This is a genomic window from Lentzea sp. NPDC020367 (assembly GCF_044387305.1).
Taxonomy (GTDB): domain Bacteria; phylum Actinomycetota; class Actinomycetes; order Mycobacteriales; family Pseudonocardiaceae; genus Lentzea.
In genome coordinates, this window is record NZ_JBIRVV010000018.1 from 51971 (window position 1) to 78163 (window position 26193).

A 26193-nucleotide genomic window follows, 5' to 3' on the forward strand; every position below is an offset into this window, starting at 1 on the left:
AGCCACCCGTCCGATGGCAGACCACGACCCGAACCCCAGTCCGATGAGGCGAGGCAATGTCGCCGTAGGCAAGCCTATGACGTTCGATCCCAGATGAGTGCCGCCATCCAGGTTCCACTCGGGTGATTGCTCCTCGCCACGCCGGTCTTCGCTGACCGGAGAGCGACCACACCCGCAGGAGGCGCACCATGTGCAAGGACACCAGAAATCGCACCCACCCCCTCGTAGATCATCACGGGAGAGGGCGCTGCGATGGCCATATTCGTTAGCTACAGCAGTAGCGATGGGGGTCCTGCCGCCTCGGCGGTGGTGGGGGTGTTGCGGTCCCGCGGGTTCGACGTGCTCTGGGACGGCGATCTCCCGATCATCCGTCCACTGTCCATTCCGGCCTGGATGGAGACCGCGGTCCGGGACAGGACGGTTCTCGTCATCGTGTCGGACGACTACGTGAAAGCGTTGCAGTCCAACGACTTCGTAGAGCGCAGGGGAGTGCGCTACGAGGCGGGGCTGGTGCGGCACAAGATCTACCACCACGGCGGCGCGAACGGGTGCGCCGTGTTGCCGGTGGTGCCGCCGGACGTCGACGCGAACGCGCTGCCGTCCGTCCTGCAGCAGTTGGTGCTGCACCGGTTCGATCCCGGCACGCGACTCGGCGAGGAGGAACTGGTGCGCAGTCTCGGCGCGCTCGAGGTGGGGAACGGGGGTGAAGTGATGCAGGTGGAACAAGGGGTGGCGCACCGGACCCGGCTGATGCTGGCGGCTCTGGAGGCGCATCCGCCGTCGTCGGAGCTCGCGTACCGGCTCGCGCACGAACTGGTGGACCAGGGCGAGAGCGACCTCGAACTCGCGAGGGCGTTCGACTCGGTGGTCGGCGTCGCCAAGGCGCACGGCGATGTCAGGCTGGTCAGCCGGCTGTCGCAGGTGTGCCTGAAGACGCTCTCGTCGACGTCGCCGTTGAAGGGAGAAGGGTCCCTGATGGCGAAGGTCCTCGTCTCGGGGAAGGCGTGGCACCTGTTGCGGGAACACCGTTTCAGCCAGGCGGCGTCGGTGGCCGAGGAGGGGACGCAGATCGCGAAGAAGTACCGCGACCTGCCCACGGCCGCGCGGGGACAGCGTGCCCACGCGCGCGTCTTCCTGCACATGGCGATGGAGGCGATGCCGTACGACCGCGAGTTCTACCTGCGCAACTGCGAGCATCTGCTGATCCTCGCGACCACGTCGTTCCGCTCCATCGGCGGACCGACCAGCGAGGAGGTCGGGGTGTGCGCCTCGCTGCACGCGGAGAAGCAGTTGCTGCTGTACGAGACGACGGGCGACCGGGACCTCCTGGAGACCGCGTGGGAGAGCGCGGGGGTGGCCGAAGGCCTGCTGACACCGGGCACCGAGCCGTACCACTGGCTCACCGTCCTGCAGGCGCGGCTCTGCCTCGCCGCGCGGAAGTACAACGAGGGCAAGGAGTTCGTCACGAGCGTCATCGCCACCGCGGACTACCCCGAGGTGGTCGCGAGGTCGCGGCAGGTGCGTGCCGACCTGCTGCTCGCCACCCGCGAGAAGTCCGAGGCGCTGCGGGACCTCCTCGACGCCGAGGAGCAGTTCCGGACGCTGGGCTGCGACTACGCGGCGGCTGCCTGCTGGTGGACGGTCGCGAAGATCGACTCGACCAAGCTCGTCGGCTTCCGCCTGAGCGCGGCCGACGTGCAGCGGCTCGAGGACCTCGCGCCCGATCCGCGGGACCGGCGGCTGGCCGTGCTGGCGCACGAACTGCGGACGGCGAGCAGGCTCGGCCGGCGGTGCGTGCCGGACTGGGCCTGCCTCGTCGACCGCGTGCAGCACGCTTGACCCCGGCGGCGCGGCCGTTGCGCGACGGCCGCGTCCGGGGTCCGGTGCCTTCGGTCAGCGCTCCGCGTAGCGCTCGGTCAGTTCCTTCTCGCGGTCCGCGGGCCACGGGCAGCGGATCTCGCCCTGCGTGGCCGCGAAGAACAGTTCCAGGTGCACGTGCCAGGCCGCGAGCGCTTCTGGGCCGTGGGCGTTCTCCTGGACGAGTGTGACCGTCGTGCCCTGCAGCGGCACGTGCTCCAACTCCCAGCGCACCTTGCCCTTCGGCTCGCCGTCCTGGAGCCATTCGTACTCCAGCAGGTGCGGTGCCTCGGACCTCGTGACCTCGCCCGGCGTGATGCCGGGGTGTGCGGCACGGACCGGTACCGCGTCCTCGGTGCCTTCGGTGAGGACCTTCCAGACGTCGTCGAGTGGTGTCCAGACCAAATCGCGGACGAAGTGCACGCCAACGGGTTCATCGGTGCCCTCGTCCAGGCCGAAGAGCCGGACGTGGTGCTCGATGCGCGACAGCCACTCCGTCGGTGGTTCGAACTTCGTGCCGTCGGCGTGGGCTACCAGCGCGTCGAGACAGGTGATCCAGCCCGGTGCGTCGCGGCCCACCGACAGCTTGTTCGTGACGACCGCGGTGAACACCAGCAGACAGCCGTCCTCACGCGGCAGGATCTCGAAGCGCAGCACGTCGTTCTGCCAGCGGAACGCGAAGACCTTCGGCGGATCGGACTCCAGCACCTCGCCCTCGCCGCCGTCGGAGTCGACGGGTGCCGCGTCCGGGAACGTGAAGCGCATCTTCCGGCCGTCGACGTCGACCTCGGCGGGGAACCAGTGCTTCATCTCGGCGGGATCGGTGACGACCCGCCAGACCTTCTCCGGCGAGTGCCGCAGCGCGCGCTCGAAACGCAGCACGGGCTTGCCCTCGATCATCCGCAGTTCGGCGTCCACGGTCAGTCCCCTTCGATCTCGTCGAGCCGGCGTTCCAGTGCGTCGAGGCTCTTCTCCCACATCCGCCGGTACGGCGCGAGCCAGGCGTCGATCTCCGCCAGAGGCCCTGGCGACACCCGGTACCAGCGCTTCTGGGCGTCCGTGCGCACCTCGACCAGACCGGCCTCGCGCAACACCTTCAGGTGCTTCGAGACGGTCGGCTGGGCGAGCGTCAGCCGGTCGACGAGGTAGCCGACCGGCTGCTCGCGTTCACGCAGCAGGTCGAGGATCTCCCGGCGACTCGGATCCGCCAGCACGGCGAACGTAGATGCCATTCCAGCAATATAGCTCGATCGGCATATACGCGCTACCTCAGCCCGCGAGGCGAATGGCCACCTCCGTCGTCCACTTGCTCTGGTCCGGCTCCACCGCGGGGTCGGTGAAGTACGTCTCGAGGCGCGCACCCCACCTGTCACCGTTGCGGTCGAACTGGACGGTGTGGGCGAGGAGCTGATCGGTGACGGCGGCCAGCCCGTCCGGACTGCCCTCGTGGAGCGCGACCACGTACTGACCGGCGGGCAGCGTGGCCGTGAACACCTCACCGTCGCCGGGCACCTCGGCAACGGTCGGGATGCCGGCCTCGACCTCGAACTCCTCGCCGGTGACGCGTAAGTACCGCAGGAACGGCGCTCCTGTGACCGGTAACTCGCGATCGGCCAGCCACTGCATGACCTCGGGAAAACGGTCGGCGATCTTGGCGAAGGTCTCCAGCGTCACCGTGGCCCTGACGGCGGCGTAGGGCTGTTCTCCACGTGTCTCGATGTCCATGCCTCCACGCTAGCCACGACCACTGACAGAAAATCGAGCTTCGGTGGGAGAGGGGTCCGATTAACGTGAAGTTCATGCACCGCACCCTCTCCGTGGCCAGTTCCCCGGTGCGCGACCTGCTCGCGCTGACCTCCCGTCCCGAGGTCATCTCCTTCGCGGGAGGCCTCCCCGCCCCCGAACTGTTCGACCTGGACGGTGTGCGCGCCGCCTACGACCTCGCCCTGCGAGACCGCTCCGTGCTGCAATACGCCCCCACAGAAGGAAATCCCGACCTGCGCGCCCTGGTCTCCGCGCGCCTGACCGGCTCAGGACTGCCCACTTCGGACGTCCTGATCACCACCGGCTCCCAGCAGGCGCTCACCCTCGTGGCCACCGCGCTGCTGGGGTCGGGCGCTGTCGTGGCGGTCGAGGAACCGACGTATTTGGCCGCGTTGCAGTGCTTCCAGATGACCGGCGCCCGAATCGTGCCCGTCGAGAGCGACTCCGACGGCCTGGTTCCTTCGTCCCTGAGGTCCGTGGTGGCAGCGGAAAAGCCCGATTTGCTCTACCTCGTCCCCACTTTCGCAAATCCGACAGGCCGCACCCTCTCCGCCCCGCGCCGCGCGGAGATCGCGGAGATCGCTGCGGCGAACTCGCTGTGGATCGTGGAGGACGACCCCTACGGCGAACTCCGCTACCGCGGCTCGGCGGTGCCGTCACTCGCATCGATCAGCGACAGAACCATCTACCTGGGCAGTTTCTCGAAGGTCGGCGCCCCCGGCATGCGCCTGGGCTGGCTACGAGCCCCGGCCGACCTGCTGCGCACCCTGGTGATCGTGAAGCAGGCGGCCGACCTCCACACGTCCACAGTGGACCAAGCGGCCGCCGCGGCCTACCTGACGCACAACGACCTCGACGCCCACATCGCCCGCCTGCGCACGGAGTACGGCGCCCGCCGCGACGCGATGATCGCCGCGCTGCCCGCAGTCATGCCGCCCGGCACGACGTGGAGCGACCCGGACGGCGGCATGTTCGTGTGGCTGCGGCTGCCCGGCGACGCGGACAGCGCCGTGCTGCTGAAGGAGGCTTTGCTGCACGACGTCGCTTTCGTGCCCGGTGCGCCTTTCTTCGCGACCACGCCGGACCACGCGACGTTCCGGATGTCGTTCACCGCCAACACGGTGGAGGAGATCGGGGAAGGCATGGCGCGTCTGGCGAAGGTGCTGCGGTGAGCCTGCTGGACGACGAGGCGCTGTGGAGTTCGTCGGTCGTCGCGAACTGCGAGATGAACCGGGAACGAGGCCTGGCGAGCTATCGCCGCGAGTTGAGGACCGACCTGCTGCTGAGATCCGGTGCCCTGTGGGTGGATCTGTGCTGTGGCTCGGGAAAAGCACTCGCCGAGGCCGCGCGGGACGACGTGACGATCGTCGGTGTGGACCTGGTCGACCACCACGTGCCGGCCCGTCCAGGGCTTAGCTTCGTCGTCGCGCCGGTCGACCAGTGGGAGCCCGCGCAATCCGTCGACCTCGTGACCTGCGTGCACGGCTTGCACTACGTGGGCGACAACTCGGTCTGCTGACCCGCGCCGCGTCCTGGCTCACGCCCGGCGGCCGGTTCGTGGCGAGTTTCGACGTCGCTGGTGTGCGTCGTGCTGACGGCACCCTGTTCGGTCGCGCGCTGACCAAAGCGTTGCGTGAGGCCGGGTTCAGCTACGACAGCCGCAGGCGTCTGGTCGGCTACGAGGGGCCGGGCCGACCGCGGTTGCCGTTCGTCTACCTGGGCGCGGACGACAAGGCCGGCCCGAACTACACGGGCCAGCCCGCGGTCCACTCCCGCTACGAGCCGCTATGAGGCCCAGGGACCCACACCCGCGACGCGGTCGACCTTGATGCGCGTGACGAACCCGGCCGGCGGGTTGTCCATCGGCGGGAACTTCACCTCCGGCCCGAGGTAGACGTGTGCGAGGCGCTGCAGCAGTTCCGGCGCCCCGCCCTCGGTGATGCGTGCGGTGCCGTAGACGACGAGGTACTCCTGCATGCCGTGGTCGTTGATGTTGGGCGTCTCGATGGACAGCACCACACGGCCGTCGTTGCGGATGTTGCGGACCTTCTGGTGTGCGGCCAGGTGGCCGGAGACGATCTCGTCGCCGTCCAGCCCCACCCAGACGATGGTGACCTGCGGGAAGCCGTCCGGTCCGAGTGTCACGAGGTGGCCGAGCGCGTTGGACTCCAGCACTGATCTGGCGGATTCGGGGAGCATGACGGCGACGCTACGCCGGTTGCTAGGTGAACAGCTCCAACGAATCCTGGTGGTATTCGCAATGGCCGCCGCCGGTCGCGATGGTGCAGGGCACGCGCTTCTTCGTGAGAGCGCCACATTGCAACGCCGGGTCGTGCACGTGGCACAGGCCGTTCGCGCCTGCCGTGATCGGGCAGGGCGTGCCCTTCTTCGTGGGCGCGCCACACGGCTCGCCGCTCAGTTCGCGCGGCTGCTTGGGCTTGGCCGCCTTCTTCGGCTTTGCCTGGGGCTGCTTGACTTCCCGGCCCGTCACCTCCTCGACCCCGCGCACGGCGAGGCGGTCGGCGCGCTCGTTCTCCGGGTGGCCCGCGTGGCCCTTGACCCAGTGCCACTCCACCTCGTGCCGGTTGGCGGCCTCTTCCAGGCGGCGCCACAGGTCCGAGTTCTTCACCGGCTCACGGGCCTTCGTGAGCCAGCCGTTCGCCTTCCAGCCGTGCACCCACGAGGTGATGCCGTTGCGGACGTAAGTGCTGTCCGTGTACAGGTCCACGGTCGACGGACGGGTGAGGCTCTCCAACGCCATGATGGGCGCCATCAGTTCCATGCGGTTGTTCGTCGTCGGGCCGATGTCACCGCCGTACATGTCCTTCTCGTGCTCGCCGTAGCGCAGCACGGCGCCCCAGCCGCCCGGTCCGGGATTGGGGCTGCACGCACCGTCGGTGTAGATCTCGACCGCCATGCGTCATGAGGCTACCGACGAGGTCCGACACCCTTGCGACGGCGGTTGGCGGCGATGATGTGGCGGAACATCTCGACGAGCGCCGGTGCGTTGATGGGCTGGTCGCGGTACACGGAGATCATGCGCGCGGTCTTGTTGCCGTGGCCGCTCGTGATGATGTTGTGCGGGTCCGGCACGCTCGCCTTGTCGTAGAGCATCACGTTCACGTGGTCCTTGGTGCCGAGCAACGCGCAGACGTTGCCGTCCAGCACGAAGTACGGCCGGTTCGTGAACTTGATCGTCTCCTCGACGTCCGGGTCGGCCTCGTGGACGAGCCTGCGCACCTCGCGGCAGACGTCCTGCTGCCACTCCGGCAGCCCGGCGATGTAGTCGTCGATACGTGTGTCCATGCCCCTATGTCGCTGCCGTTCGCTGTTTCTCGACATCGTGCCCGTGCAGGAAGACCCTGACGCCGGCCGCGATGTCGTCGTCATCCGGACGCGTCCCCCTGATGGAGGGCTCGCCCGTCATCGTGAGCAGCATCAGGTGCACGGCCGCGCGCCGCGGATCGGTGAACCCGAGTCCGTCGAGCCGGGCCGCGAGCTCCCGCCGCACCCTGCGCGGTCCCGTCTCCTGCCACGCCTCGATCGCCTCGGCCGGGATGTGGGTGAGCTCGGCGTTGATCTGCCGCACCAGTGCGAAGTGCGTGGCGTTGCCGTGCTCGGCGCACATGGCCTTCCCGAACGCCGTGAGGTCCTTCTCCAGGTCTGTGACCTTGTGGAAGTGCCGTTCGATGATCGCGATCTGGTCCTGCGCGGCCTCGCTCGCACTCGCCTGGATGACGTTGCGGAAGAGGTCGGCCTTGTCCGCGAAGTGGTTGTAGAGCGTTCGCGTCGACACCTCCGACTCCTTCGCGATGGCGTCGATGCTCGCCCGCGAGTAGCCGTCGCGCGAGAACACGCTCAACGCTCCGCGCAGGATCGCCTGCCGCTTGTCCGGTCGCATGCCCCGGAGCTTAGTACAACGCTCGTTGCACTAAGTACTACGAGCGTTGTACTTTGGTCGCCATGCGAATCGCAGTGATCTTGGGGAGCACGCGCCCCGGCCGTCGTTCCGAGGGCGTGGCGCAGTGGGTCGTGAACGTCGCCAACGCCCGTGACGACGCCTCGTTCGAGCTCATCGACCTGAAGGAGGTGAACCTGCCGTTGCTGGACGAGCCCGTGCCCGCGATCTTCGGCGAGTACGCGCACGCCCACACGCGAGAGTGGGCGTCGCTCATCGCGCCGTACGACGGCTTCGTGTTCGTCACGCCCGAGTACAACCACTCGTTCCCGGCCGTGCTGAAGAACGCGCTCGACTACCTGTACGCGGAGTGGAACGACAAGGCGGCCGGGTTCGTGTCGCTGGGAGGCAACGGCGGCCTGCGTGCCGTCGAACAGTTGCGGCTGGTGCTGGCGGAACTGAAGGTGGCGACCGTGCGCACTCAGGTCGCGTTCGGCCGTGGCGAACTGCAGGGGGAGCCGCAGCAGCACGAGGAGCTCAACGCCATGCTCGACGAACTGGTGGCGTGGGCGTCCGCGTTGAGGTCGGTGCGAGCGGTCGCCGCCTAACGGGGCAGCCAGCTCGCGATGTCCGCCATGGCGTCCAGCGTCTCACCGCTCACCTGGCCGGACACTGATTCCGTCTCGGCGATCACGACCGTGCCGCCGTCCGATCGCGACTGGTAGTGCAGTCCGGTGAAGCGGACGTCCGCCAGGTCGAGCAGCGGCGTCGCGAGCGGGGTGACGTCGCCGGTGCCGTGCACGTCGATCAGCTTCTTGAACTCACCGGCGTCACGCCGGTTCCGGAAGCCGACCCACGCCACGGACACGACCGCGACGTTGCCTCGACCGTCGCCGACGGCGAAGAGCGTCCGGTCGAGCGACTTGCACGGGTTGCGCACGAAGTGGTCCCGCACCTGGCCGAAGGAGTGCGACACGCACTCCAACGCCGGTTTGGCCGTGCGCTTGAGGGTGCGCATGTTCATCTGACGCCACGCACCGTCCGCGTCACCGTTGCGGGCGGACTTCTTGCCCTCGGACCTCGCCCTGGTGAGGTTCACCCCGGCCGAGTCGACGGCGACCGTCGAGGCCCCGCCACCGACCGACAGCCCGCCGGTGCCGGCGGCGACCGACATCGCCAGCACACCCGCGACCACCACGGCTCCGGCTTTGCCCGCGCCGGGATCCGACCCGCCTCCGGCACCACCGATGCGTCTCGCCATTCGTGGCCTCCTCGAGCGACGAGGACACAGCACGTGAGGGGGTCGGTGAGGTGGATTGAAGTCAAACCACCCGCTCGGGTCAGTTCAGGCGGTCTGGCTCCGTGCGGATCGGCGGGACGATGTCCATGACGAGCTTGAGCGCGTCGAGCGGCAGGTGGGTGGGAAAGGCTGGCATGTACTCGCTGTAGATCTCCAACGCGGTCCCGTTCTCCTCGTAGAGGTCGGGGTGCGGTCCCACGTTGAAGAAGGTCATGCCGTCGTGGTGGTGCACGACCTCCACGGCGGCGGCCTCGTCCGGGAACCGGACCACGACCGACGTGCCGGGTAGCAGCGTGTGCTGGTTGGCCCACGGCTCGAAGCACAGCCACAGGGATTGGTGTTCGGCGCGTACGACGAGGTTCATGGTGGCCAGGGTGCAACCTCCACCGCACTGGAGATCAAGCGTGCGGCGGCGATCAGATCCACTTCCCTGCCGTGTCGGGCCACGGCCTGGAGCCCGACCGGGAGGCCGCACGAGTCGAATCCGGCCGGGATGCTGATCGCCGGGTGGCCGCTGAGGTTGAACGCCCAGGTCAGTGACGTGTTGATGCGCGTGCCCGGGCCGTCGTGGCCGTGCGGCGGGCCGGGTGTGACCGGAGTGAGCAGCAGGTCCGCGGTCTCGAACAACGCGTCCACCTCGGCGTTCGGGCCGCAGCGGCCGGCGAACCAGTCGTCGGCGGGGTCCTCGAGCGACAACGAGACCGGGCGTGGGCGCAAGGGAGAAGCCGCGTTCCAGGCGATCGACGCCTGCTCGTCGTCCACCGAGGCGAAGCCCAGGTCCTTCGACCAGACGGCAGTGGGTGTGCTGTCCGCCGTGATGCCCAGATAGGTCGCTAGCAGGTCGGGGTCGCGGGTGAAGACGCCGACCGCGGTCCGTTCTGAGGAGGTCGTCTTCAGGCCGAACACCCCGCACCACGCGGCCGGGATGCGGATCGACCCCGCGCCGTCGACGCCCGTGGCCAGCGGCACGACGCCGGACGCCACCGCGACGGCCGAACCGGCGGACGAACCGCCCGGCGTGCGGTCCAGGTTCCACGGGTTGCGTGTGAGGCCGCGAGAGTTGCGGCCCCACGTCTGCCACGGGGTGCTGCCATCGGGCGTGGCGGTCAGGCCGATCGGCACGCACCCCATGGCCATCAACGCCTCCCGGTGGCTCCGCCGCTCGCCGCGCTTCACCGCGATGGGCATGCCCGCGAACGGCAGCGAGGGGTCGACCTCGAGAGAGGGCGTGCGGAAGACCTCGTGGAACGCACACAGCGTGGGCTCGACGAGATCCAGCCGCGCCAAAGCCTCCGCCACCCGGTCAGGCATGATCCACCTCGTGAAATGGACTCGCGCCGCGCACCACCTGGCCGAACTCGCCCAGAAGTGCGGCGAGCTGCCGGCCTCGTTCTTCCGCTTCCAGGTGGTGGAGCTGTGGGTCTTCGGCGATCTGCTCGACGTGCCGCGCGACCTCGACGTCATCGAGGTCGCCCTGGTCACCGACCTGCCGGTGGACGAGGTGCCGTGGATGACCGAGCCGGTCGGCGCAGAGCACTGGGCGAACTCGACGAAGCTGTCGCGCAATCCGTTCGAGGCCCGCTGGCGGTCGAAGGACGCGCCGGTGTGGAACCACCGCATCGAACGCCCCGCGCTGATCTGGAGCGCGGCGGACGGCGTCAGCGAGGAAGCGCTCGTGGCGGTCAGCGACGGCACGGGTGAGCTGGTGCGCACGGCCGCGCCGTCGGAGGAGGAACTGCGCAAGCGCGTCGAGGACGAGTTCGAGGTGAGCCTGAGGGCACTGCGGCAGGTGAACCAGGACTACACCGACCGCCGCTGGAGCCCCGGCAAGCTCACCCCGTACTCGGACGCCCTGTGGCGGACGACGACCGGTTATCTGGATCTGCTCGACGTCCGCGGCTGACGCGTCACCAGCCTCGGGCGCGCCACTCCGCGAGGGACGGGCGTTCCTTGCCGAGCGTCGAGTCGTCGCCGTGACCGGGGTAGAACCACGTGTCGTCGGGCAGCACGGCGAACAGCCTGTCCTCCACGTCGTTGATCAGCGACGCGAAGTTGTCGGCGGACGTGGTCTTTCCCACACCCCCCGGAAAGAGTGAATCTCCGGTGAAGAGGTGCGGGTGGCCGGTCGGGTCGTCGTAGACGACGGCGATCGAGCCTGGCGTGTGGCCGCGCAGGTGGATGATCGAGAGCGGGACTTCTCCCACGTTGATGGTGTCGCCGTGGTCCACGAGGACGTCCGGCGGGACCGGGAGGACGGGGGCGTCCAGTTCGTGCGCCACGGTGTTCGCGCCGTGGGCTCCGGCGAGGGCGCCGAGTGCCTGCCAGTGATCGGCGTGCTGGTGCGTGGTCACGATCGTGCGCAGTCTCGGGCGGTTCGGGATGTGGCCGAACAGGTCGGACAGGCGCTCGTAGTCGTTGGCCGCGTCGATGAGCAGCGCCTCGTTCGTGGACCGGCAAACCAGCAGGTAGGCGTTGTTGTCCATCGGTCCGACGGAGATCTTCGTGATGGTCAGCGCGTCCAGGGTGCGGCGGGCTGCGGGGCCCTCTGGATCGACGTGACCGGTGTAGTTCTCGAGTACGTCCACGGTGGCAGACGGTAGTCGCTCGATGCGGCGAGACGCACACCTTCAGGTTGCATACAGGTCTCACTCATAGGGTAAGTAAGGATCAAGCTTCGACGTCCGAGTACTCCGAAAGCACCAAACGAACAGGTCCCCGCCTCTCGTGATTCCAGCGCAACGACAGAAGCCCCGGACGGCCCGCAGGGTCAGCTGGGACGTCCTTCGCGTCGTCGCCATCGGGTGCGTGTTGCTCCACCACGCCACGCTCACGAGCGTCAGCAGTCACCCCGATCTCGGGCCGCTGCCGTTCACGTTCCCGATGTCGATGGGCGCCAGCACGCTGATGGTCGTCTCGGCTTTCTTCGCCTGTGCCTCGCTGAACAGCGGTGAACCCGGCCGGTTCCTGTGGAGAAGACTCGCCAGACTGCTGCCCGCGTACATGGCGGCGGTGCTGCTCACCTACGCGGTGCAGAGATGGATCGCGCCGGAGGGGTGGAGTCAGCTCGACGGCAGAGACGTCGTCTACAACCTGCTGCTCATCAACCAGTGGATGCCGGACGTCAACATCGTCGACTTCGCCTACTGGACCGTGCCCGTGCAGATCGCCGCGTTCATCGCCGGTGCTCTGCTCGTGAAGCGACTGAGAGGCACGAAGCTCCGCGTCTTCCTGTGGGCGCTCATCGTCACGCCGTTGTTGCTACGGCCGTTGCTGGACCACTCGCACGCGCTGTTCACCGTCTACAACGGGTTCGCGCTGCACAGGGCGCAGTTGTTCGCCGCCGGCATCGCGATCTGGCTGTGGCACAAGGACAGGCTGAAGACCCCGCACCTGGCCGCGCTCCTCGTCGCCACCCTGATCGCGCAGGCGATTCACACGACCGAGTACGGATCGACGCTCGGCTTCGCCGTACTGCTGCTCATGGTGTGCGCGGCGGCCGCCGGCCCCGACTGGGTGTTCTTCAGCCCGATCGCCAAGCCGATCACGTGGCTCGCGGGCATCTCGTACGGCGTCTACCTCGTGCACCAGCAGATCGGCACCGTGGTGATGGACCGCATGCACGCCGTTGGGCTGCGGTCCTGGTGGATCCTCGCCGGCTTCGTCACCTCGGCGCTGGTGCTCGGCTGGGCGCTGACGAAGTTCGTCGAACGCCCCGCCTACAAGCTGCTCACTCAGATCCAGTCGGGCAGTTCCGGCAGCTCACCGCGCAGGTCGGCGCCGTCGGTCCTGCCGGTCAGCCACCCCAGGACGGCGCTCGCCGACCCGCTCACCGAGTTGCGGCTCGCCGGGCCGTTGACCGCCCAGCTGCGCTGACTCCCGTCCGGCAGGGTCACCTCGACGGCGAACGAGTCGACCCTGCCCTCGAACTGCCGCACGGCGTCGTCGAGGAACTCCTCGACGAAGTCGGCGGGCAGGTCGTCGAACCCGACGCCCGCGTCGAGGTCGATGAGGTGGATCCAGATCTCCCGCAGCCGGAACAACGGCACCGCGGACGCCGGGATCGCCTGCCCCTTGGGCGCGGTGACCTCCGAACGCCACGCGTGGGCCGGGAACTCGCGGCACGCCGTCTCGAACCGCTGGCACGCGGAGTCGAGATCGGCCTTGATCACCTGGAGGATGCGGCGCGCACCCTCTTCGATGTCCGCGTCGCGGTCCGCGCGCGACGCGTAAGCTTGGTGCTCGACCCCGGTCTTGGCCCAGGTGAGCAGGTTCACCAGCGCGTCGGCGTTGCGCGCGAGGTGGGTGATGACGTGTCCGCGGGTCCATCCGGGGAGCAGGCTCGGACCGCGCACCGCGGTCTCGTCCAGCTCCTCGACGACCTCGTAGAGCACGTCCGTAGCCTGGCGCACGGCGTTGATGTGCCTGTCCGGCACACCTCGCGGCGCAGGTACGGACGTCTGCTCAGTGGACGGCGTGTAGGTCATGTGCTGCCTCTCCCCGACGTTGAGGCTCTGATCGAAGTGACCAGACTATGAGTAAAGCCTGTTCAGGGGAATGCGACAGGCGACGGAACCGTTTTTGTCAGGGGTCAGCCCTAGCATGGTCGGCGGGTCGGTCGCAGCCTCCGAAACGATGCTAGTACTCTTCGAACGCTTGTTCGGGAGAGTGTGGCGTGAGTGACCCGCCAATCGCAGCCGAAGGGACCCCAGTGGCAGACCGTCTTGTTGTTCGCGGCGCCCGCGAGCACAACCTGCGCGGCGTGGATATCGACCTGCCGCGGGACAGCCTGATCGTCTTCACGGGGCTGTCCGGCTCCGGCAAGTCGAGCCTGGCTTTCGACACGATCTTCGCCGAGGGCCAGCGCCGCTACGTCGAGTCGCTCTCGGCCTACGCGCGCCAGTTCCTCGGTCAGATGGACAAACCCGACGTCGACTTCATCGAGGGCCTCTCGCCCGCGGTCTCGATCGACCAGAAGTCCACGAGCCGCAACCCGCGGTCGACCGTCGGCACGATCACCGAGGTCTACGACTACCTGCGCCTGCTCTACGCCCGCGCCGGCAAGCCGCACTGCCCTCAGTGCGGCGAGGCGATCGGCAAGCAGACGCCGCAGGAGATCGTCGACCAGGTGCTCGCGATGGAGCAGGGCACCAAGTTCCAGGTGCTCGCGCCGGTCATCCGCGGCCGCAAGGGCGAGTACGTCGACCTGTTCCAGAACCTGCAGACGCAGGGCTACTCGCGCGCGAAGGTCGACGGGGTCGTCTACGCGCTCGCCGAGGTGCCCAAGCTCAAGAAGCAGGAGAAGCACCACATCGGGGTCGTGATCGACCGCCTGAGCGTCAAGGCCTCGTCCAAGCAGCGCCTCACCGACTCGGTCGAGACGGCGCTGCGGCTCGCGGACGGCCTGGTCGAGCTCGAGTTCGTCGACCTCCCGGAGACCGATCCGAAGCGGATCAGGGGCTTCTCCGAGAACCTGGCGTGCCCCAACGGCCACCCGCTCGCGATCGAGGACCTGGAGCCGCGGTCGTTCTCCTTCAACTCGCCGTACGGCGCGTGCACCGTCTGCACGGGCATCGGCGTGCGCAAGGAGGTCGACCCGGAGCTCGTGGTCCCGGACGACGAGCTGAGCCTCGAGGACGGTGCCATCGCGCCGTGGGCCGGCGGGCAGACCGCGGAGTACTTCATCCGGCTGCTGCAGTCGCTCGGCGAGACCATCGGCTTCCGGATGGACCAGCAGTGGCGTCTCCTGCCCGCCAAGGCGCAGAAGGCGATCCTGCACGGCATCGACGAGCAGGTGCACGTCCGCTACAAGAACCGCTACGGCCGTGAGCGCTCCTACTACGCCAACTACGAGGGCGTCATCCCGTTCCTCGAACGGCGCCAGGAGCAGACCGAGTCCGACTACATGCGGGAGAAGTACGAGGGCTACATGCGCGAGGTCCCGTGCCCCGCGTGTGCCGGTACGCGACTGAAGCCCGAGATCCTCGCCGTCACGCTGCACCACGGCAAGAAGGGCGACAGGTCCATCGCCGAGGTCTGCGCGATGAGCGTCTCGGAGTGCTCGGACTTCCTCGACGGCCTCAAGCTCGGCAAGCGCGAGTCGATGATCGCGGGCGCGGTGCTCAAGGAGATCCAGGCCCGCCTGCACTTCCTGCTCGACGTCGGCCTCGACTACCTCTCGCTCGACCGCGCGTCCGGCACGCTGTCCGGCGGCGAGGCGCAGCGCATCCGCCTCGCCACGCAGATCGGGTCCGGCCTGGTCGGCGTGCTGTACGTGCTGGACGAGCCGTCGATCGGCCTGCATCAGCGCGACAACCACCGGCTGATCGAGACGCTGACGAGGTTGCGCAACCTCGGCAACACGCTGATCGTCGTCGAGCACGACGAGGACACGATCCGCGCGTCGGACTGGGTGGTCGACATCGGCCCCGGCGCCGGCGAGCACGGCGGCAAGGTCGTGCACAGCGGCCCGTACAAGAAGCTGCTCACGAACAAGGAGTCGATCACCGGCGCCTACCTGTCGGGCCGCAAGTCGATCCCGATGCCCGCCAAGCGCCGCAAGATCGACAAGAAGCGCCAGCTCACGGTCGTCGGCGCCCGCGAGCACAACCTGCGCGGCATCGACGTGTCGTTCCCGCTCGGCACGCTGACCTCGGTCACGGGCGTGTCCGGTTCCGGCAAGTCGACGCTGGTCAACGACATCCTGGCCACGGTGCTCGCGAACAAGCTCAACGGCGCGCGCCAGGTGCCCGGCCGCCACACCCGCATCAACGGCCTCAACGAGGTCGACAAGCTGGTGCGGGTCGACCAGTCGCCGATCGGCCGCACCCCGCGGTCGAACCCGGCCACCTACACCGGCGTGTTCGACCACGTCCGCAAGCTGTTCGCGGCGACCACGGAGGCGAAGGTCCGCGGCTACCAGCCGGGCCGCTTCTCGTTCAACGTCAAGGGCGGTCGCTGCGAGGCGTGCGCGGGCGACGGCACCATCAAGATCGAGATGAACTTCCTCCCGGACGTTTATGTCCCCTGCGAGGTCTGCAAGGGCGCGCGGTACAACCGCGAGACGCTGGAAGTGCACTACAAGGGCAAGACGATCTCCGAAGTCCTCGACATGCCGATCGAGGAGGCCGCGACCTTCTTCGAGCCGATCAACGCCATCTACCGACACCTGAAGACGCTGGTCGAGGTGGGTCTGGGCTACGTGCGGCTCGGCCAGCCGGCGCCGACGCTGTCCGGTGGTGAGGCGCAGCGCGTGAAGCTCGCGTCCGAGCTGCAGAAGCGCTCGACGGGCAAGACGGTCTACATCCTCGACGAGCCGACGACGGGCCTGCACTTCGAGGACATCCGCAAGCTGCTGGGCGTGATCAACGGCCTGGTGGACAAGGGGAACAGCGTCATCGTCATCGAGCACAACCTCGACGTCATCAAGACGTCCGACTGGATCGTCGACATGGGTCCCGAAGGGGGCTCCGGCGGCGGTATGGTCGTAGCAGAGGGCACACCCGAGCAGGTCTCGCAGGTCGAGAAGAGCTACACGGGGCAGTTCTTGCTGCAGGTGCTCGAGAACGAGGAGGTGTCAGCAGCAGGGTGATGATTCCACTCGATGCGCTGGCCTACCGCGAGCGCGCTCTTCAGGCGTCGCGCGGGGAGCCCGTGGCGTACCCCTTCAGCCTCGTCGAGGCGCTCGACTCGTCGGAGCAGGCACTCCGGCGCGTCGCGGCTGTCAGCTGGTTGCGGACCCTGGAACGGCTTCCTCATCTAGTCGACAAGTGAACTAGGCCGGCCTAGTGAGGCGCTCAAGTCTCACTAGAGCCGTATGCTCCGCCGCGAGGAATTCGCGGTCTGGTGTGAGTTTCGTCGAGGATCTGTCACTCGGACGTGGTATCCGGGATGATGGCGGCCGTGTCACTCAACCGCTATCGCTTCCGCAGCGTGTGGCACGTCGACGCGCCCCCGGACGTCGTGTACGAGGTGCTGTCCGACATCGCGAACTACCCGCTGTGGTGGACCGAGATCCGGAAAGCCACGAAGATCGACGACGAGACCGGCGAGCTCAGGTGCCGTTCGTTCCTGCCGTTCGACCTCGTCGTGCAGGTCAGGCACAGCATCCGGAACCAGCAGGCCGGACTTCTCCGTGCGACGTTGTCCGGTGATCTCGAAGGCTATGCGAGCTGGGAGATCACCGGTCGTGACGGCGGCACCGACCTCATGTTCGACCAGGAAGTAGTGGTCAACAAGGCGCTGTTGCGGCGGTTGGTGCTCATCGCGAAGCCGTTCTTCCGCGGCAACCACGACATGATGATGCGCGGCGGCTTCAAGGGCCTGAAGCAGGTCCTCGAGGCCAAGGCCGCCAGCCGCGACTCCTAGCCGGCACCGATCTCGATGTTCGCGCCGTCGGTGATGCGGGTGCAACGCAGCGGAGGCCCGAGAGCCTGCCGGGCGCAGGCCCACTCGCCGGAGGTCCAGCTCAGGTTCTCCCCGTCCGTCTGACCTGCGTTGATCGCGGCCTGGTAGCGGTCGGCCACCTCGATCGCGGCCGGGCAGCCCAGCGACCCGGACTCGTCGGCCACCCTCGCTTCGCCCTCGCGGCAGACGACCGGATCGGGCACGCAGCCCGCGCCCCACTGCTTCCACACCTCCAGAGGCACGTCGCCGCAGGACATCTCGTTGTGGGCGTCCACGAAGTGCCACGCCTGGTCCCGGAACTCGAACACGACAGGCAGCCAGATGCCGGGGATGTCCGGGGCGATGTTCGCCCGAGCCAGGACGTAGCGGTCCTGCCGGCAGTCGAACTCGGTCAGGAGCGCGGGACGTTGCTGATCGTCCTTCACCGGGTGCAGCGGCTGGAGCACCTCCAGGGTCACCGTCTCGCACGCCTTGAGCGTCTTCACCTCCTGCGCCACCAGGTCCGCGGGGATCGAGATCTCCTTCATCGTGGTGACGAGTTCGCCGGAGGTCTTGGTGAGGCGCGGTTCCAGGGCGTTGGTGGCGGCGGCGATCTCGGTGAGGACCTTGACCTGTTCGGAGGTGAGCCGGTGGCCGACGAACCGGAAGTCGATCTTCACGCCGGCCTTGTCCGTGTGCTGCTTGATGATCGTGCGGACCTCGTCGGCGCTCTTGCCGCAGGCGTCGGCGCCCCCACGGGCGATGACCACGACGTGGTTGGTCGCGGAGCCGCGGAACGGGTACGTGCGCGCGAAGTCGTCGATCGCGGCGAGGATGCCGCTCAGCAGAGTCGCCTTGCCGCTGGGAGTGATGGCGCGGGCCGCGTCCCCGATCCTGGCGGCCTGCCCGGTGGCCGGCGTGACCAGTTCGGCGGTGTCGGGGGAGTCGCAGGTGCCGCCGAAGCGGCGCAGTGCCAACGAGTCGTCGGCGGACATGTTGGACGCTGCCGCTCCGACGGCGTCCGCCACCTCGCCGAAGTCCGAAGACTCGGACGCGTCGACGAGGAACGTCGTGCGGTGGTCCGGAGTCAGCAGCACGACGACGCCGCCGAAGGTCAGTCCCAGCACCGCCACGACGGCGATCCCCACCAGCAGCCAGCGTTTCACGTCGTCACCTCACTTGTAGTCGCCGAGCCGCACGACCTTGTTGTCCGTTGTCCGCTCGCACTTCAGCGGTGTCACGGCGTGCGCGTAGCCGTCCTCGTACGGCCAGACGCACGACCATTCGCCCGAGTTCCAGAACAGGCCCTGACCCTGCGCCTGCTGCGCCGTGATCGCCGCCCGGTAGCGGTCCGCGATGTCGATGGCCGTGGGACACCCGACCCCGTCGAGGTCCGTCACCTTGCTCTCGCCGTCACGGCAGACGACGGGATCGAACTCGCACAGCATCCCCCACTGCTGCCAGACCTCCTGCGGAATCGAGCCGCACGGCAGCGAAGTGCCTGAGCTCTGGTACTTCCACGTGTCGCCCTGGAGTTCGAAGGTCAGCAGGAGGTTGTCGTACTGGGCGGCGGCGGTGTTCGCCTTCGCGAGAACGAACTTGTCCTGCCGGCACTGGATGTCGAAGTAGCGCACGTCGGCTCCCAGCGGGTGCGCCGCCGCGAGCGTTTCCGGGGTCACGCCGTCGCACGGAGCCGTCTTCACTTCTTTGGCGACGAGGTCCGCGGGGACCGAGACCTCCTTCATGGTGGTGACGAGCTCGTCGGAAGTCTTGGTGAGAACGGGTTTCCGCGCGTCGGTGGCGGCCGCGATCTCGGTGAGGACCTTGACCTGCTCGGCGGTGAGCCGGTGGCCGACGAACCGGAAGTCGATCTTCACGCCCGCCCGCGCCGTGTGCTCGTTGATGATCGAACGGACCTCGTCCGCGCTCTTGCCGCAGGCGTCGGCACCACCACGTGCGATCACGACGACCCGGTTGGTGACAGAGCCGCGGAACGGGTACGTGCGCGCGAAGTCGTCGATCGCCGCAACCACACCGCTCAGCAGAGTCGCCTTGCCGCTGGGCGTGATCGACCGCGCCGCGCCGGCGATCTCGGCGGCCTGCCCGGTGCCGGGCGTGACCAGTTCCGAGGTGTCCGGAGAGTCGCAGGTGCCGCCGAAACGGCGCAGTGCCAACGAGTCGTCGGCGGACATGTTCGAGGCGGCGGCGCCGACGGCGTCCGCCACCTCGCCGAAGTCCGCCGACTCGGAGGCGTCGACGAGGAACGTCGTGCGGTGGTCGGGAGTCAGGGACATCCACGCCCCGCCGGTCGCCAGCCCCAGCACCAGAACCACGGCACCTGCCGCCAGCGGCCAGCGTTTCATCGTGTTCCCCCTGGACCTTTCGCGCGCAACGCCGTGAGCTCGTCCGTCATGTGCCCCGCCTCGGCGTTGTACGCGTCGGCGGCCTCGGAGTAGACGGCGAGCGGTTCCGCCAGGTTCCGTCCCGAACGAGCCGAGCCGAGCAACTCCTCCGCCGCCTCGATCACCGCGGCCTGCAACGTGCGCAACCGCACCGCCATGTCCCGCAACCGCACCGCTTCCGCCGAGCTGGTGCGGCCGTCGAGGTCCTTGATCTCGAAGTCGACGACGGCGTCCCTGGCCTCGGCCATCGCGGCGTCGGCGAGGTCGAACCGGCCGCTCTTGATCGCCTCGGTCGTCGAGTTGAGCTTGTCCACGGTCGGGTTCAGCACGTTGACGACCGACTGCGACGACCGCAGCACCGGCTCGATGGTGGTGAACCACTCGAGCGCGCGCTTCAGCGCCTCCGGCGAGTCCGTGAACGTCGGCTCCTGCTGCTTGAGCTGCTTGGCCAACTCCGTCAGCTCGTCGCCGCCGTCGTCGACCTGGTAGCCGATGAACCGGAACTCGATCGACAGCCCGGCCGCCGCGACCCGGTCCCGGATCTGGGACTGGACGAACTCGTCGTCGGGGTCGCACGCGTCCTTGCCGTGCCTGGTCACGACGATGATCCGGTTGACCTGCCTGGCGTTCAGCGAGAACGGTGTGGTGAAGTCGCTGACCGCCTCTACGATTCCGCGCTGCAGCGTGGCTTTCGTGCCCTGCCGCACCGACTGCGCGGCCTGGGCGATCTCCTGGCGGTTGCCGGTGCCGAACCCGACGAGCTGTGTGGTGTTCGCGTCCGAACCGCACTCGCCGCCGAAACTGCGCAACGACTGGGAATCGCGCTCACCCGAGTTGCCGACCACGGTCGTCAGGGCACCGGTGACACTCGCCAGGTCACCCTCGGCGGCGTCGATCAGGAACGTCGTCTTGTAGACGGGGGCGAACATCGGCACGACCCACCGCACCACCGCGAACGAGCTTCCGGCGATCAGCAGACCGGCGAGCAGGACGATCAGCAGCCGCCGCACGGACTTCGGCAGTTCCCAGAACGTGTTCCACTGCCGCGCGTTGTCCCCGACGATGACGCCCTTGGCCTTGCCCAGGTGCACCGTGTACTTGTGGGCGTCCGCGGCAGGCTCTTCGAGTTCCTCGTGGGCCTTCTGGATCGCCTCGGAGGCCGTCTTCGACAACTCGTTCGCCGCGTCGACGGACAGCCGGATCTCGTCCATGCGAAAACGGTAGCGAGTTTGGGCGCGAAAGAAGTCAGGTTCGGCGGGACAGGTGCCGCACCAGCGACGCGAGCTGCTCCGCGTACTTCGTGGCGAACTCCGGCGTCGCCGGGTCCTCGCCGGTGATCTGGCGCGCGGTGTGCCGCAGGGTCAGCGGCGCGGAGGCCGCCGCCATCAGTGCCAGCAGCAGAAGTCCCGGGTCGAGGTCGGCGGGCAGTTCGCCGGCCTCCTGGCGTTCGCGCATCTGCTCGACCTGGGCGCGCAGGAACGCCTCGTCGGTGGGCGGGCTGTCCTCCGCGAGGTTCGACCAGGCCCACAGGCGTCCGTGGTCGGTGAGGGTCGTGTGCACGAACCCCGCCAGCACGGTGCCCAGCGGCTGTTCCGCACTGGCCATCTCGGCGGCGGTGCCGTGCCAGCTCGTGGCGAGTTCCTTGTACAGACCCTCTTTGCCACCGAAGTAGTACGAGATCAGCTGCTTGTTCACGCCCGCCCGCGCCGCGATGTCCGTGGTGCGCGTGGCCGCGTAGCCCTTCGCGCCGAACTCCGCCGCGGCCGCTTCCAGGAGCAGGGCCCGCGTGCGTTCCGGGTCGCGTTTGCGTTCGGAGGCGCTGGGAGAGCGGCGTTGATCCACGGCGACACGGTAGCCGACGGGTGCTTTGTCAACCAATGGGTTGACTTAATCAACCAGGCGGTTGAAACTCGGTGGCATGAGGATCGCAGTGATCGGTGGGGGAATCGGCGGGCTGTGCCTGGCGCACGGGTTGCGCAAGGCCGGCGTGGACGTGGCGGTGTACGAGCGGGACCTCTCGCGCACGGACCGCCTGCAGGGGTACCGGGTGCACATCAATCCGGATGGTGCCGCTGCGCTGCGGGAGTGCTTGCCCGCGGCGAACTGGGAGCGGTTCGAACGGAGTGCGGGCACCAGCGAGAACGGCTTCGGCTTCCTGACCGAGCAGCTCAAACCGCTGCTCGTGCTCGACCAGGACGAGGAGAAGCACTACTCGGCCAGCCGGATCACGCTCCGGCAGGTGCTGCTCGACGGGCTGGACGTGCGGTTCGGCAAGCGGTTCGAGCGCTACGAGCAGGGCGACGACATCAGGCTGCACTTCGAGGACGGCACGGTCGAGAGCTGCGACGTGCTGGTCGGCGCGGACGGGATCCGGTCACGGGTGCGCGAGCAGTACCTGCCGCACGCGGGCACGGAGAAGATCGGGGTCACGGCGATCGCCGGGAAGCTGTACCTCGACGACAACGACTGGGTGCCGCGGAGCCTGGTCGTCAGGGCCAACTCGATCATCCCGACGAGCAGGGCCGGCATGTTCCTGGTCGTGCACGACGGGCTGGGCGTGACCGACAACGAGGACGATCCGTTGTTCGACAACGTGCGTCCCTACCTGATGTGGGCCTACGCGGCCGCCGATCTGACCGTCCACGATGGACAGGACCTGCGAAACGAGGTGCTCGGCCGGATCTCGCGGTGGAGCCCCGAGCTGAACCGGATCGTCGCTGCCTCGCCCGCGGAGACGATCAGCGAGTGGCGCATCCGGTCGTCCAGGCCGATCGAACGCTGGCAGCCGACGAACGTCACGTTGCTCGGCGACGCCATCCACGCGATGACGCCGATGAGGGGCGTCGGCGCGAACATCGCGCTCAAGGACGCACAACTGCTCGCGCGGTGCATCGCTGAAGGTGGCGACGCGATCGCCCGGTACGAGAAGGAGATGTACGACTACGGCTTCGCGGCCGTGCGTGACTCGCTCAAGGCCGCCCGCCAGTTCGCCGACGGTGGCCCGGTCGCGCGGACCATCTTCAAGACCGTGCTCAGGACCGCGAGCGCCGTGCCCGCGCTGAAGCGCGCGATGTTCTGAAAAACAGTTTGAACCGTTCTGGCTCGCTCTGCGTGTGAGTGGCGTTGGGTGGCACTAGCCAGGAGGTTCATGATGATCCGCAAGAGCGTTGCGGTCGTCGCGTTGGGGTTGATCTCGCTGACCGCCTGCGCGGGGACGCCGGAGAGCAAGCCGGTGGCGCAGCAGCAGCAAGAAGCCGTGGTGGCGTTGAACGTCGCCGAGAACGCGGACCTCGGCCCGGTGGTCACGGACGTCGAGGGGTTCACCCTCTACCGGTTCGACGGCGACAAGCCGGGGGAGTCCACTTGCGACGGTGAGTGCGCCGCGGCGTGGCCGCCGGCGACCGTCCAGGACGAGAACTTCGGTGTGACCGGCGTCGAGCGGAACCTGGTCAGCAGCATCGTCCGCAAGGACGGCAGCCGTCAGATCACCGTCGACGGCATGCCGCAGTACCGGTTCGCCAAGGACACCAGGCCCGGCGAGACCAAGGGCCAGGGCCTGCAGGGCAAGTGGTTCGCCACCGGCAAGGACGGCGCTCGCACCCAGCTCGCCGCGCGGACGGGCGTCATCGCCGGGCTGGGAGCGGTGCTGACCAACAACGCCGGCCTCACGCTCTACCGGTTCGACGGCGACACGGCCCAGCCTTCGAAGTCCACTTGCGACGGTGGCTGCGCCGAGAGCTGGCCGCCGGTGCTGGTGGAGGGCGACACGCCGCGGGTCAAGGGCGTCGACCCGAAGCTGCTCGGCACGGTCACCCGCGCGGACGGCAAGAAGCAGCTCACCGTCGCGAACTGGCCGCAGTACACGTTCAAGAACGACAGCAAGCCCGGTGAGGCCAAGGGCGTCACGGTGCCGAAGTGGTTCGCCACGGCCACCGACGGCAAGAAGGCCCAGCAGAACAAGGCGATCGCGTTGACCAGCGCGACCGTCGGGGACCTCGGCGTCGTCGCCACCGACAAGGACGGCATGACGCTCTACCGGTTCGACAACGACTCCGCGGAACCGCCGACGAGCACCTGCTCCGGCGACTGCGCGGGGCAATGGCCGCCCGCCTTCGTCAGCGAGGGCTTCCAGGTGCAGGGCGTGGACGCCGCACTCGTGGGGACGATCGAGCGGGACGGGAAGAAACAGCTCACCATCGCGGGGTGGCCGCAGTACCTGTTCGCAGGGGACAAGGTCTGCGGTGATGCCAACGGGCAGGGCGTTGGCGGAAAGTGGTGGGCGACCAAGGCCGACGGAAGTCGCGCCGGCCAGTAACAGGGGAGAGGAAGGCCCCGGCGGGAAGCATCCCGCCGGGGCCTTTTCCTACTTGAGACGCAACAGAAGTGCCTGCTCCGGTTCGAGCACCGGCAGCTGGATCCCGACCTCCGACAGCACGGAACCGGGCAGCTCCACGGACTTCCAGTCGGCGGGCAGCCGCTGGATCAGCCTGGGCCGTCCCGCCGGGGCGTCGAACGAGACCCGGTACGTCCGCGCCGGGTCGAGGCCGGGCAACCGTACCCGGCGCGGCTTGTTCTGCACCGACGTCGCGAGCTGCACGTACCCGAACAGAGCCTCGGACTGGTCGGCCGCAACGATTCCGTGCACCCAGGCAGAGGGGTCCGGGTGGTCGGAGTGCACGGTGACACCGGTGTGCACCAACGCCCGCACGTCCTTGTAGTACTCGATCGCGGCCTGCAGCCCGGCCCGTTCCTCGTCGGTGGCCGAGTTGATGTCCCACTCGATGCCGAAGTGCCCGAACAGCGCCGTGGCCACGCGGAACGACAGGTCGTGCACGCGTCCGGTGGTGTGCGACTTCGTGGGACCGACGTGCGCGCCCATCAGCTCCGGCGGCAGGAACACACCGGTCCACCGCTGGATCAGCTGGCGTTCCAGGGCGTCGTTGCAGTCCGACGTCCACACGCGGTCCGTGTGCGCGAGCACGCCGAGGTCGATCCGCCCGCCGCCCGACGAGCAGCTCTCGATCTCCACGTGCGGGTGCCGCAGCCGCAGTTCTTCGAGGAGCCGGTAGTACGCGGCGGTCTGCTCGTGCACGCGCGAGCCGATCAGGTCGCGGTTGTGGTCCCACTTCACGAACGCGATGTCGTTGTCCGACAACACGGACGAGATGCGGTCGAGGATGTACGCGTACGCCTCGGGGTGCGCGATGTTCAGCACCTGCTGGTTGCGCGACGGCGGAGGCAGCACGCCGGGACGCGGTCCGAGCACCCAGTCCGGGTGGGCGCGGTAGAGGTCCGAGTCGGTGTTGACCATCTCCGGCTCGAACCAGAGGCCGAACTCCATGCCGAGCGCGCGGACGTGCTTGATCAACGGGGTCAGCCCGTCCGGCCACACGGTCTCGTCGACGTACCAGTCGCCCAGGCCGGCGGTGTCGTCGCGACGGTGCCGGAACCAGCCGTCGTCCAGCACGAACCGCTCGACCCCGATGGCGGCGGCGGTGTCGGCCAGCGACGTCAGCCGCGCGAGGTCGTGGTCGAAGTAGACGGCCTCCCACGTGTTGAGCACGACCGGGCGCGGACGCAGCGAACGCTCCCGCAGCTGCCGGTGGAACGCGGCACTGATGCCGTCGATGCCCGCACTCGAATACGCCGCGTAGAGCCACGGCGAGGTGTACTCCTCGCCCGGCGCCAGCGTGATCTCACCCGGCAGCAGCAGTTCGCCGCCACCCAGGACGGGCAGGCCGTCGACGAGGTTCTCCGCGTACGTCACGTGGTTGCCGCTCCACGCCACGTGCAGCGCCCACACCTCGCCGTCGCGGAACGAGAATCCCGGCGTACCGGCCAGCAACCCGATGGTCGCGTCATGTCCGGTGCGGCCGCGACGGTTCTCCCGCACCCACGAGCCGTAGTGGAACGCCTGCCGCTGCGGCGCGCGCTCGCGAGCCCAGCGGCCGGTGAAGTCGAGCAGTTCGGCGGCGTGCGAGGGGACGGGGAGCGCGGTTTCCAGGCCCTCCAACGAGTACGGCGTCGTGCCGTCGTTGCGGACGACGTGCCGGAGCCGGAGCATCCCGGACGGCAGCAGCTCGACGGTGCCGCTCACGGTCAGTTCCGCGGCCTCGTCCGACGCGACGTAGCGGAAGATCGAGCCGTCCTCGCCGGAGAACGACGTGACGGCCAGTGCCGGGGCGAAGTGCTCGCCGCCGCGGTGGCCGCGCAGACCCGGCCGGCCGACGTAGCCGGCGCCCGCGTCGGGCAGCAGCGCGAGCGGCACCGGGTCGTCCGGCGCGTTGTTCGGGTTGGTCCACGACACGGCGTCCACGAGGCCACTCAGCGCGGCCTGGTCGACGTCTCCGAGCGTTCGCCCCCAGTGCGCCACGACAGGCAGGCTCGCGCCCGCGATGGTGATGACGACGCTGGAGGTGTCGTCGTGCAGGTGCACGACCTCCGTGTTGCTCATGCGGGCCCCGTCCACATCAAACACAAATGAACAATGTGCCGATCCTCAGATGTGGGCGGGAGGTTGTCAAGCGGTCGAAAATGTTGATTTCTGTCTTAGCTCGTGCACTTTGGAGCCTTCGCGAACGCGGCGGTGG

27 protein-coding genes and 2 pseudogenes are annotated in these 26193 nt (G+C 68.4%); 12 read left to right on the top strand and 17 right to left on the bottom strand.

What is annotated here, in order from left to right; translation table 11 throughout:
• Positions 1 to 315: 315 nt before the first annotated feature.
• Positions 316 to 1839 (top strand): hypothetical protein, encoded by a 1524-nt coding sequence (locus tag ACH413_RS41870; protein WP_396425814.1) that lies wholly within the window; start codon positions 316 to 318, stop codon positions 1837 to 1839.
• A 54-nt stretch (positions 1840 to 1893) separates the two neighbouring features.
• Here the strand turns inward: ACH413_RS41870 and ACH413_RS41875 are convergent, their stop codons facing one another.
• The 3 genes from ACH413_RS41875 to ACH413_RS41885 are packed head-to-tail and all read right to left on the bottom strand — an operon-like array spanning position 1894 to position 3582.
• Positions 1894 to 2775, bottom strand: a complete 882-nt coding sequence (locus ACH413_RS41875; protein WP_360046818.1) for an SRPBCC domain-containing protein — start codon at positions 2773 to 2775, stop codon at positions 1894 to 1896.
• Between the two features lie 2 nt (positions 2776 to 2777).
• Complete coding sequence (locus tag ACH413_RS41880; protein WP_330273547.1) at positions 2778 to 3089, bottom strand: metalloregulator ArsR/SmtB family transcription factor; 312 nt, start codon at positions 3087 to 3089, stop codon at positions 2778 to 2780.
• A gap of 37 nt (positions 3090 to 3126) precedes the next feature.
• Positions 3127 to 3582: a GyrI-like domain-containing protein gene (locus tag ACH413_RS41885; protein WP_360046819.1), complete on the bottom strand. Its 456-nt coding sequence runs from the start codon at positions 3580 to 3582 to the stop codon at positions 3127 to 3129.
• A 74-nt stretch (positions 3583 to 3656) separates the two neighbouring features.
• On the opposite strand from ACH413_RS41885, the gene ACH413_RS41890 reads away from it, so the two are divergent.
• From ACH413_RS41890 to ACH413_RS41900, 3 genes are all read left to right on the top strand, one after another.
• Complete coding sequence (locus ACH413_RS41890) at positions 3657 to 4793, top strand: PLP-dependent aminotransferase family protein (RefSeq protein WP_360046820.1); 1137 nt, start codon at positions 3657 to 3659, stop codon at positions 4791 to 4793.
• On the top strand, positions 4790 to 5140 hold the full coding sequence (locus tag ACH413_RS41895; protein WP_360046821.1) for a class I SAM-dependent methyltransferase: 351 nt from the start codon (positions 4790 to 4792) through the stop codon (positions 5138 to 5140). Before ACH413_RS41890 ends, ACH413_RS41895 begins: the two co-directional genes overlap by 4 nt.
• Positions 5141 to 5202: 62 nt before the next feature.
• Entirely contained in the window at positions 5203 to 5412 is a 210-nt protein-coding gene (locus tag ACH413_RS41900) for a hypothetical protein (RefSeq protein WP_360046822.1), read from the top strand.
• Here the strand turns inward: ACH413_RS41900 and ACH413_RS41905 are convergent.
• The 4 genes and pseudogenes from ACH413_RS41905 to ACH413_RS41920 all read right to left on the bottom strand — a co-directional run bounded on the left by ACH413_RS41905 (position 5407) and on the right by ACH413_RS41920 (position 7522).
• Entirely contained in the window at positions 5407 to 5820 is a 414-nt protein-coding gene (locus tag ACH413_RS41905; RefSeq protein WP_360046823.1) for a PPOX class F420-dependent oxidoreductase, read from the bottom strand. The two genes, ACH413_RS41900 and ACH413_RS41905, sit on opposite strands and share 6 nt — an antisense overlap.
• Before the next feature lie 274 nt (positions 5821 to 6094).
• Positions 6095 to 6538, bottom strand: a pseudogene (gene rnhA / locus ACH413_RS41910) (ribonuclease HI); the annotation flags it as partial.
• Positions 6539 to 6549: 11 nt separating this feature from the next.
• The gene (locus tag ACH413_RS41915; protein WP_360046824.1) at positions 6550 to 6927 is read right to left on the bottom strand and encodes a DUF1801 domain-containing protein; all 378 of its coding nucleotides are present in this window, start codon (positions 6925 to 6927) and stop codon (positions 6550 to 6552) included.
• A gap of 4 nt (positions 6928 to 6931) precedes the next feature.
• Positions 6932 to 7522, bottom strand: coding sequence for a helix-turn-helix domain-containing protein (locus ACH413_RS41920; RefSeq protein WP_360046825.1), 591 nt, complete (start codon positions 7520 to 7522; stop codon positions 6932 to 6934).
• 62 nt (positions 7523 to 7584) lie between these two features.
• Between ACH413_RS41920 and ACH413_RS41925 the strand changes: the two genes are divergently transcribed.
• Complete coding sequence (locus ACH413_RS41925) at positions 7585 to 8127, top strand: NAD(P)H-dependent oxidoreductase (protein WP_360046826.1); 543 nt, start codon at positions 7585 to 7587, stop codon at positions 8125 to 8127.
• On the opposite strand, the gene ACH413_RS41930 is transcribed toward ACH413_RS41925, so the two are convergent.
• The 3 genes from ACH413_RS41930 to ACH413_RS41940 form a co-directional block, all read right to left on the bottom strand.
• A complete protein-coding gene (locus tag ACH413_RS41930) occupies positions 8124 to 8780 on the bottom strand; it encodes a hypothetical protein (protein WP_360046827.1) in 657 nt (218 codons plus the stop codon). The genes ACH413_RS41925 and ACH413_RS41930 overlap by 4 nt on opposite strands.
• 79 nt (positions 8781 to 8859) lie before the next feature.
• Complete coding sequence (locus tag ACH413_RS41935) at positions 8860 to 9183, bottom strand: hypothetical protein (RefSeq protein ID WP_360046828.1); 324 nt, start codon at positions 9181 to 9183, stop codon at positions 8860 to 8862.
• Complete coding sequence (locus ACH413_RS41940) at positions 9180 to 10130, bottom strand: amidase family protein (protein WP_396425819.1); 951 nt, start codon at positions 10128 to 10130, stop codon at positions 9180 to 9182. The genes ACH413_RS41935 and ACH413_RS41940 overlap by 4 nt, the downstream gene beginning before the upstream one ends.
• A gap of 10 nt (positions 10131 to 10140) precedes the next feature.
• Between ACH413_RS41940 and ACH413_RS41945 the strand changes: the two genes are divergently transcribed.
• Positions 10141 to 10722 carry a hypothetical protein gene (locus ACH413_RS41945; protein ID WP_360046829.1) on the top strand — a complete coding sequence of 194 codons (582 nt, stop codon included), beginning with the start codon at positions 10141 to 10143 and terminating at the stop codon, positions 10720 to 10722.
• A 4-nt stretch (positions 10723 to 10726) separates the two neighbouring features.
• On the opposite strand, the gene ACH413_RS41950 is transcribed toward ACH413_RS41945, so the two are convergent.
• The gene (locus ACH413_RS41950) at positions 10727 to 11404 is read right to left on the bottom strand and encodes an MBL fold metallo-hydrolase (RefSeq protein WP_360046830.1); all 678 of its coding nucleotides are present in this window, start codon (positions 11402 to 11404) and stop codon (positions 10727 to 10729) included.
• A 139-nt stretch (positions 11405 to 11543) separates the two neighbouring features.
• Between ACH413_RS41950 and ACH413_RS41955 the strand changes: the two are divergent.
• Positions 11544 to 12503, top strand: a pseudogene (locus tag ACH413_RS41955) (acyltransferase family protein); the annotation flags it as partial.
• A 47-nt stretch (positions 12504 to 12550) separates the two neighbouring features.
• Here the strand turns inward: ACH413_RS41955 and ACH413_RS41960 are convergent.
• The gene (locus ACH413_RS41960) at positions 12551 to 13303 is read right to left on the bottom strand and encodes a maleylpyruvate isomerase family mycothiol-dependent enzyme (protein WP_360046831.1); all 753 of its coding nucleotides are present in this window, start codon (positions 13301 to 13303) and stop codon (positions 12551 to 12553) included.
• A gap of 224 nt (positions 13304 to 13527) precedes the next feature.
• On the opposite strand from ACH413_RS41960, the gene uvrA reads away from it, so the two are divergent.
• The 3 genes from uvrA to ACH413_RS41975 all read left to right on the top strand — a co-directional run bounded on the left by uvrA (position 13528) and on the right by ACH413_RS41975 (position 17183).
• Positions 13528 to 16407: an excinuclease ABC subunit UvrA gene (gene uvrA, locus ACH413_RS41965; RefSeq protein WP_360046832.1), complete on the top strand. Its 2880-nt coding sequence runs from the start codon at positions 13528 to 13530 to the stop codon at positions 16405 to 16407.
• On the top strand, positions 16407 to 16589 hold the full coding sequence (locus tag ACH413_RS41970) for a hypothetical protein (RefSeq protein ID WP_360046833.1): 183 nt from the start codon (positions 16407 to 16409) through the stop codon (positions 16587 to 16589). The genes uvrA and ACH413_RS41970 overlap by 1 nt, the downstream gene beginning before the upstream one ends.
• Before the next feature lie 129 nt (positions 16590 to 16718).
• Complete coding sequence (locus ACH413_RS41975; protein ID WP_360046834.1) at positions 16719 to 17183, top strand: SRPBCC family protein; 465 nt, start codon at positions 16719 to 16721, stop codon at positions 17181 to 17183.
• On the opposite strand, the gene ACH413_RS41980 is transcribed toward ACH413_RS41975, so the two are convergent.
• From ACH413_RS41980 to ACH413_RS41995, 4 genes are read right to left on the bottom strand one after another with little or no spacing between them, the layout of a single operon-like run.
• A complete protein-coding gene (locus tag ACH413_RS41980) occupies positions 17180 to 18367 on the bottom strand; it encodes a hypothetical protein (RefSeq protein ID WP_360046835.1) in 1188 nt (395 codons plus the stop codon). The genes ACH413_RS41975 and ACH413_RS41980 overlap by 4 nt on opposite strands.
• A gap of 9 nt (positions 18368 to 18376) precedes the next feature.
• Complete coding sequence (locus ACH413_RS41985; protein WP_360046836.1) at positions 18377 to 19564, bottom strand: vWA domain-containing protein; 1188 nt, start codon at positions 19562 to 19564, stop codon at positions 18377 to 18379.
• Positions 19561 to 20814, bottom strand: a complete 1254-nt coding sequence (locus ACH413_RS41990; protein ID WP_360046837.1) for a VWA domain-containing protein — start codon at positions 20812 to 20814, stop codon at positions 19561 to 19563. Before ACH413_RS41990 ends, ACH413_RS41985 begins: the two co-directional genes overlap by 4 nt.
• Positions 20815 to 20848: 34 nt before the next feature.
• Entirely contained in the window at positions 20849 to 21445 is a 597-nt protein-coding gene (locus ACH413_RS41995) for a TetR family transcriptional regulator (RefSeq protein WP_360046838.1), read from the bottom strand.
• A 76-nt stretch (positions 21446 to 21521) separates the two neighbouring features.
• Between ACH413_RS41995 and ACH413_RS42000 the strand changes: the two genes are divergently transcribed.
• Both ACH413_RS42000 and ACH413_RS42005 read left to right on the top strand, forming a co-directional pair.
• Complete coding sequence (locus tag ACH413_RS42000; RefSeq protein WP_360046839.1) at positions 21522 to 22682, top strand: NAD(P)/FAD-dependent oxidoreductase; 1161 nt, start codon at positions 21522 to 21524, stop codon at positions 22680 to 22682.
• Positions 22683 to 22754: 72 nt separating this feature from the next.
• A complete protein-coding gene (locus ACH413_RS42005; protein ID WP_360046840.1) occupies positions 22755 to 23918 on the top strand; it encodes a hypothetical protein in 1164 nt (387 codons plus the stop codon).
• A 48-nt stretch (positions 23919 to 23966) separates the two neighbouring features.
• Here the strand turns inward: ACH413_RS42005 and ACH413_RS42010 are convergent, their stop codons facing one another.
• Positions 23967 to 26057, bottom strand: a complete 2091-nt coding sequence (locus ACH413_RS42010; RefSeq protein WP_360046841.1) for an alpha-galactosidase — start codon at positions 26055 to 26057, stop codon at positions 23967 to 23969.
• Between the last annotated feature and the right edge of the window lie 136 nt (positions 26058 to 26193).

Bases quoted from the DNA above. Each gene is read 5' to 3' on its own strand.
- ACH413_RS41960 (WP_360046831.1), bottom strand. From the start codon at position 13,303: ATGACCTACACGCCGTCCACTGAGCAGACGTCCGTACCTGCGCCGCGA.
- ACH413_RS41940 (WP_396425819.1), bottom strand. From the start codon at position 10,130: ATGCCTGACCGGGTGGCGGAGGCTTTGGCGCGGCTGGATCTCGTCGAG.
- ACH413_RS42000 (WP_360046839.1), top strand. From the start codon at position 21,522: ATGAGGATCGCAGTGATCGGTGGGGGAATCGGCGGGCTGTGCCTGGCG.
- ACH413_RS41970 (WP_360046833.1), top strand. From the start codon at position 16,407: ATGATTCCACTCGATGCGCTGGCCTACCGCGAGCGCGCTCTTCAGGCG.
- ACH413_RS41885 (WP_360046819.1), bottom strand. From the start codon at position 3,582: ATGGACATCGAGACACGTGGAGAACAGCCCTACGCCGCCGTCAGGGCC.
- ACH413_RS41990 (WP_360046837.1), bottom strand. From the start codon at position 20,814: ATGGACGAGATCCGGCTGTCCGTCGACGCGGCGAACGAGTTGTCGAAG.
- ACH413_RS42005 (WP_360046840.1), top strand. From the start codon at position 22,755: ATGATCCGCAAGAGCGTTGCGGTCGTCGCGTTGGGGTTGATCTCGCTG.
- ACH413_RS41925 (WP_360046826.1), top strand. From the start codon at position 7,585: ATGCGAATCGCAGTGATCTTGGGGAGCACGCGCCCCGGCCGTCGTTCC.
- ACH413_RS41915 (WP_360046824.1), bottom strand. From the start codon at position 6,927: ATGGACACACGTATCGACGACTACATCGCCGGGCTGCCGGAGTGGCAG.
- ACH413_RS41985 (WP_360046836.1), bottom strand. From the start codon at position 19,564: ATGAAACGCTGGCCGCTGGCGGCAGGTGCCGTGGTTCTGGTGCTGGGG.
- ACH413_RS41905 (WP_360046823.1), bottom strand. From the start codon at position 5,820: ATGCTCCCCGAATCCGCCAGATCAGTGCTGGAGTCCAACGCGCTCGGC.
- ACH413_RS41880 (WP_330273547.1), bottom strand. From the start codon at position 3,089: ATGGCATCTACGTTCGCCGTGCTGGCGGATCCGAGTCGCCGGGAGATC.
- ACH413_RS41935 (WP_360046828.1), bottom strand. From the start codon at position 9,183: ATGAACCTCGTCGTACGCGCCGAACACCAATCCCTGTGGCTGTGCTTC.
- ACH413_RS41920 (WP_360046825.1), bottom strand. From the start codon at position 7,522: ATGCGACCGGACAAGCGGCAGGCGATCCTGCGCGGAGCGTTGAGCGTG.
- ACH413_RS42010 (WP_360046841.1), bottom strand. From the start codon at position 26,057: ATGAGCAACACGGAGGTCGTGCACCTGCACGACGACACCTCCAGCGTC.
- ACH413_RS41890 (WP_360046820.1), top strand. From the start codon at position 3,657: ATGCACCGCACCCTCTCCGTGGCCAGTTCCCCGGTGCGCGACCTGCTC.
- ACH413_RS41930 (WP_360046827.1), bottom strand. From the start codon at position 8,780: ATGGCGAGACGCATCGGTGGTGCCGGAGGCGGGTCGGATCCCGGCGCG.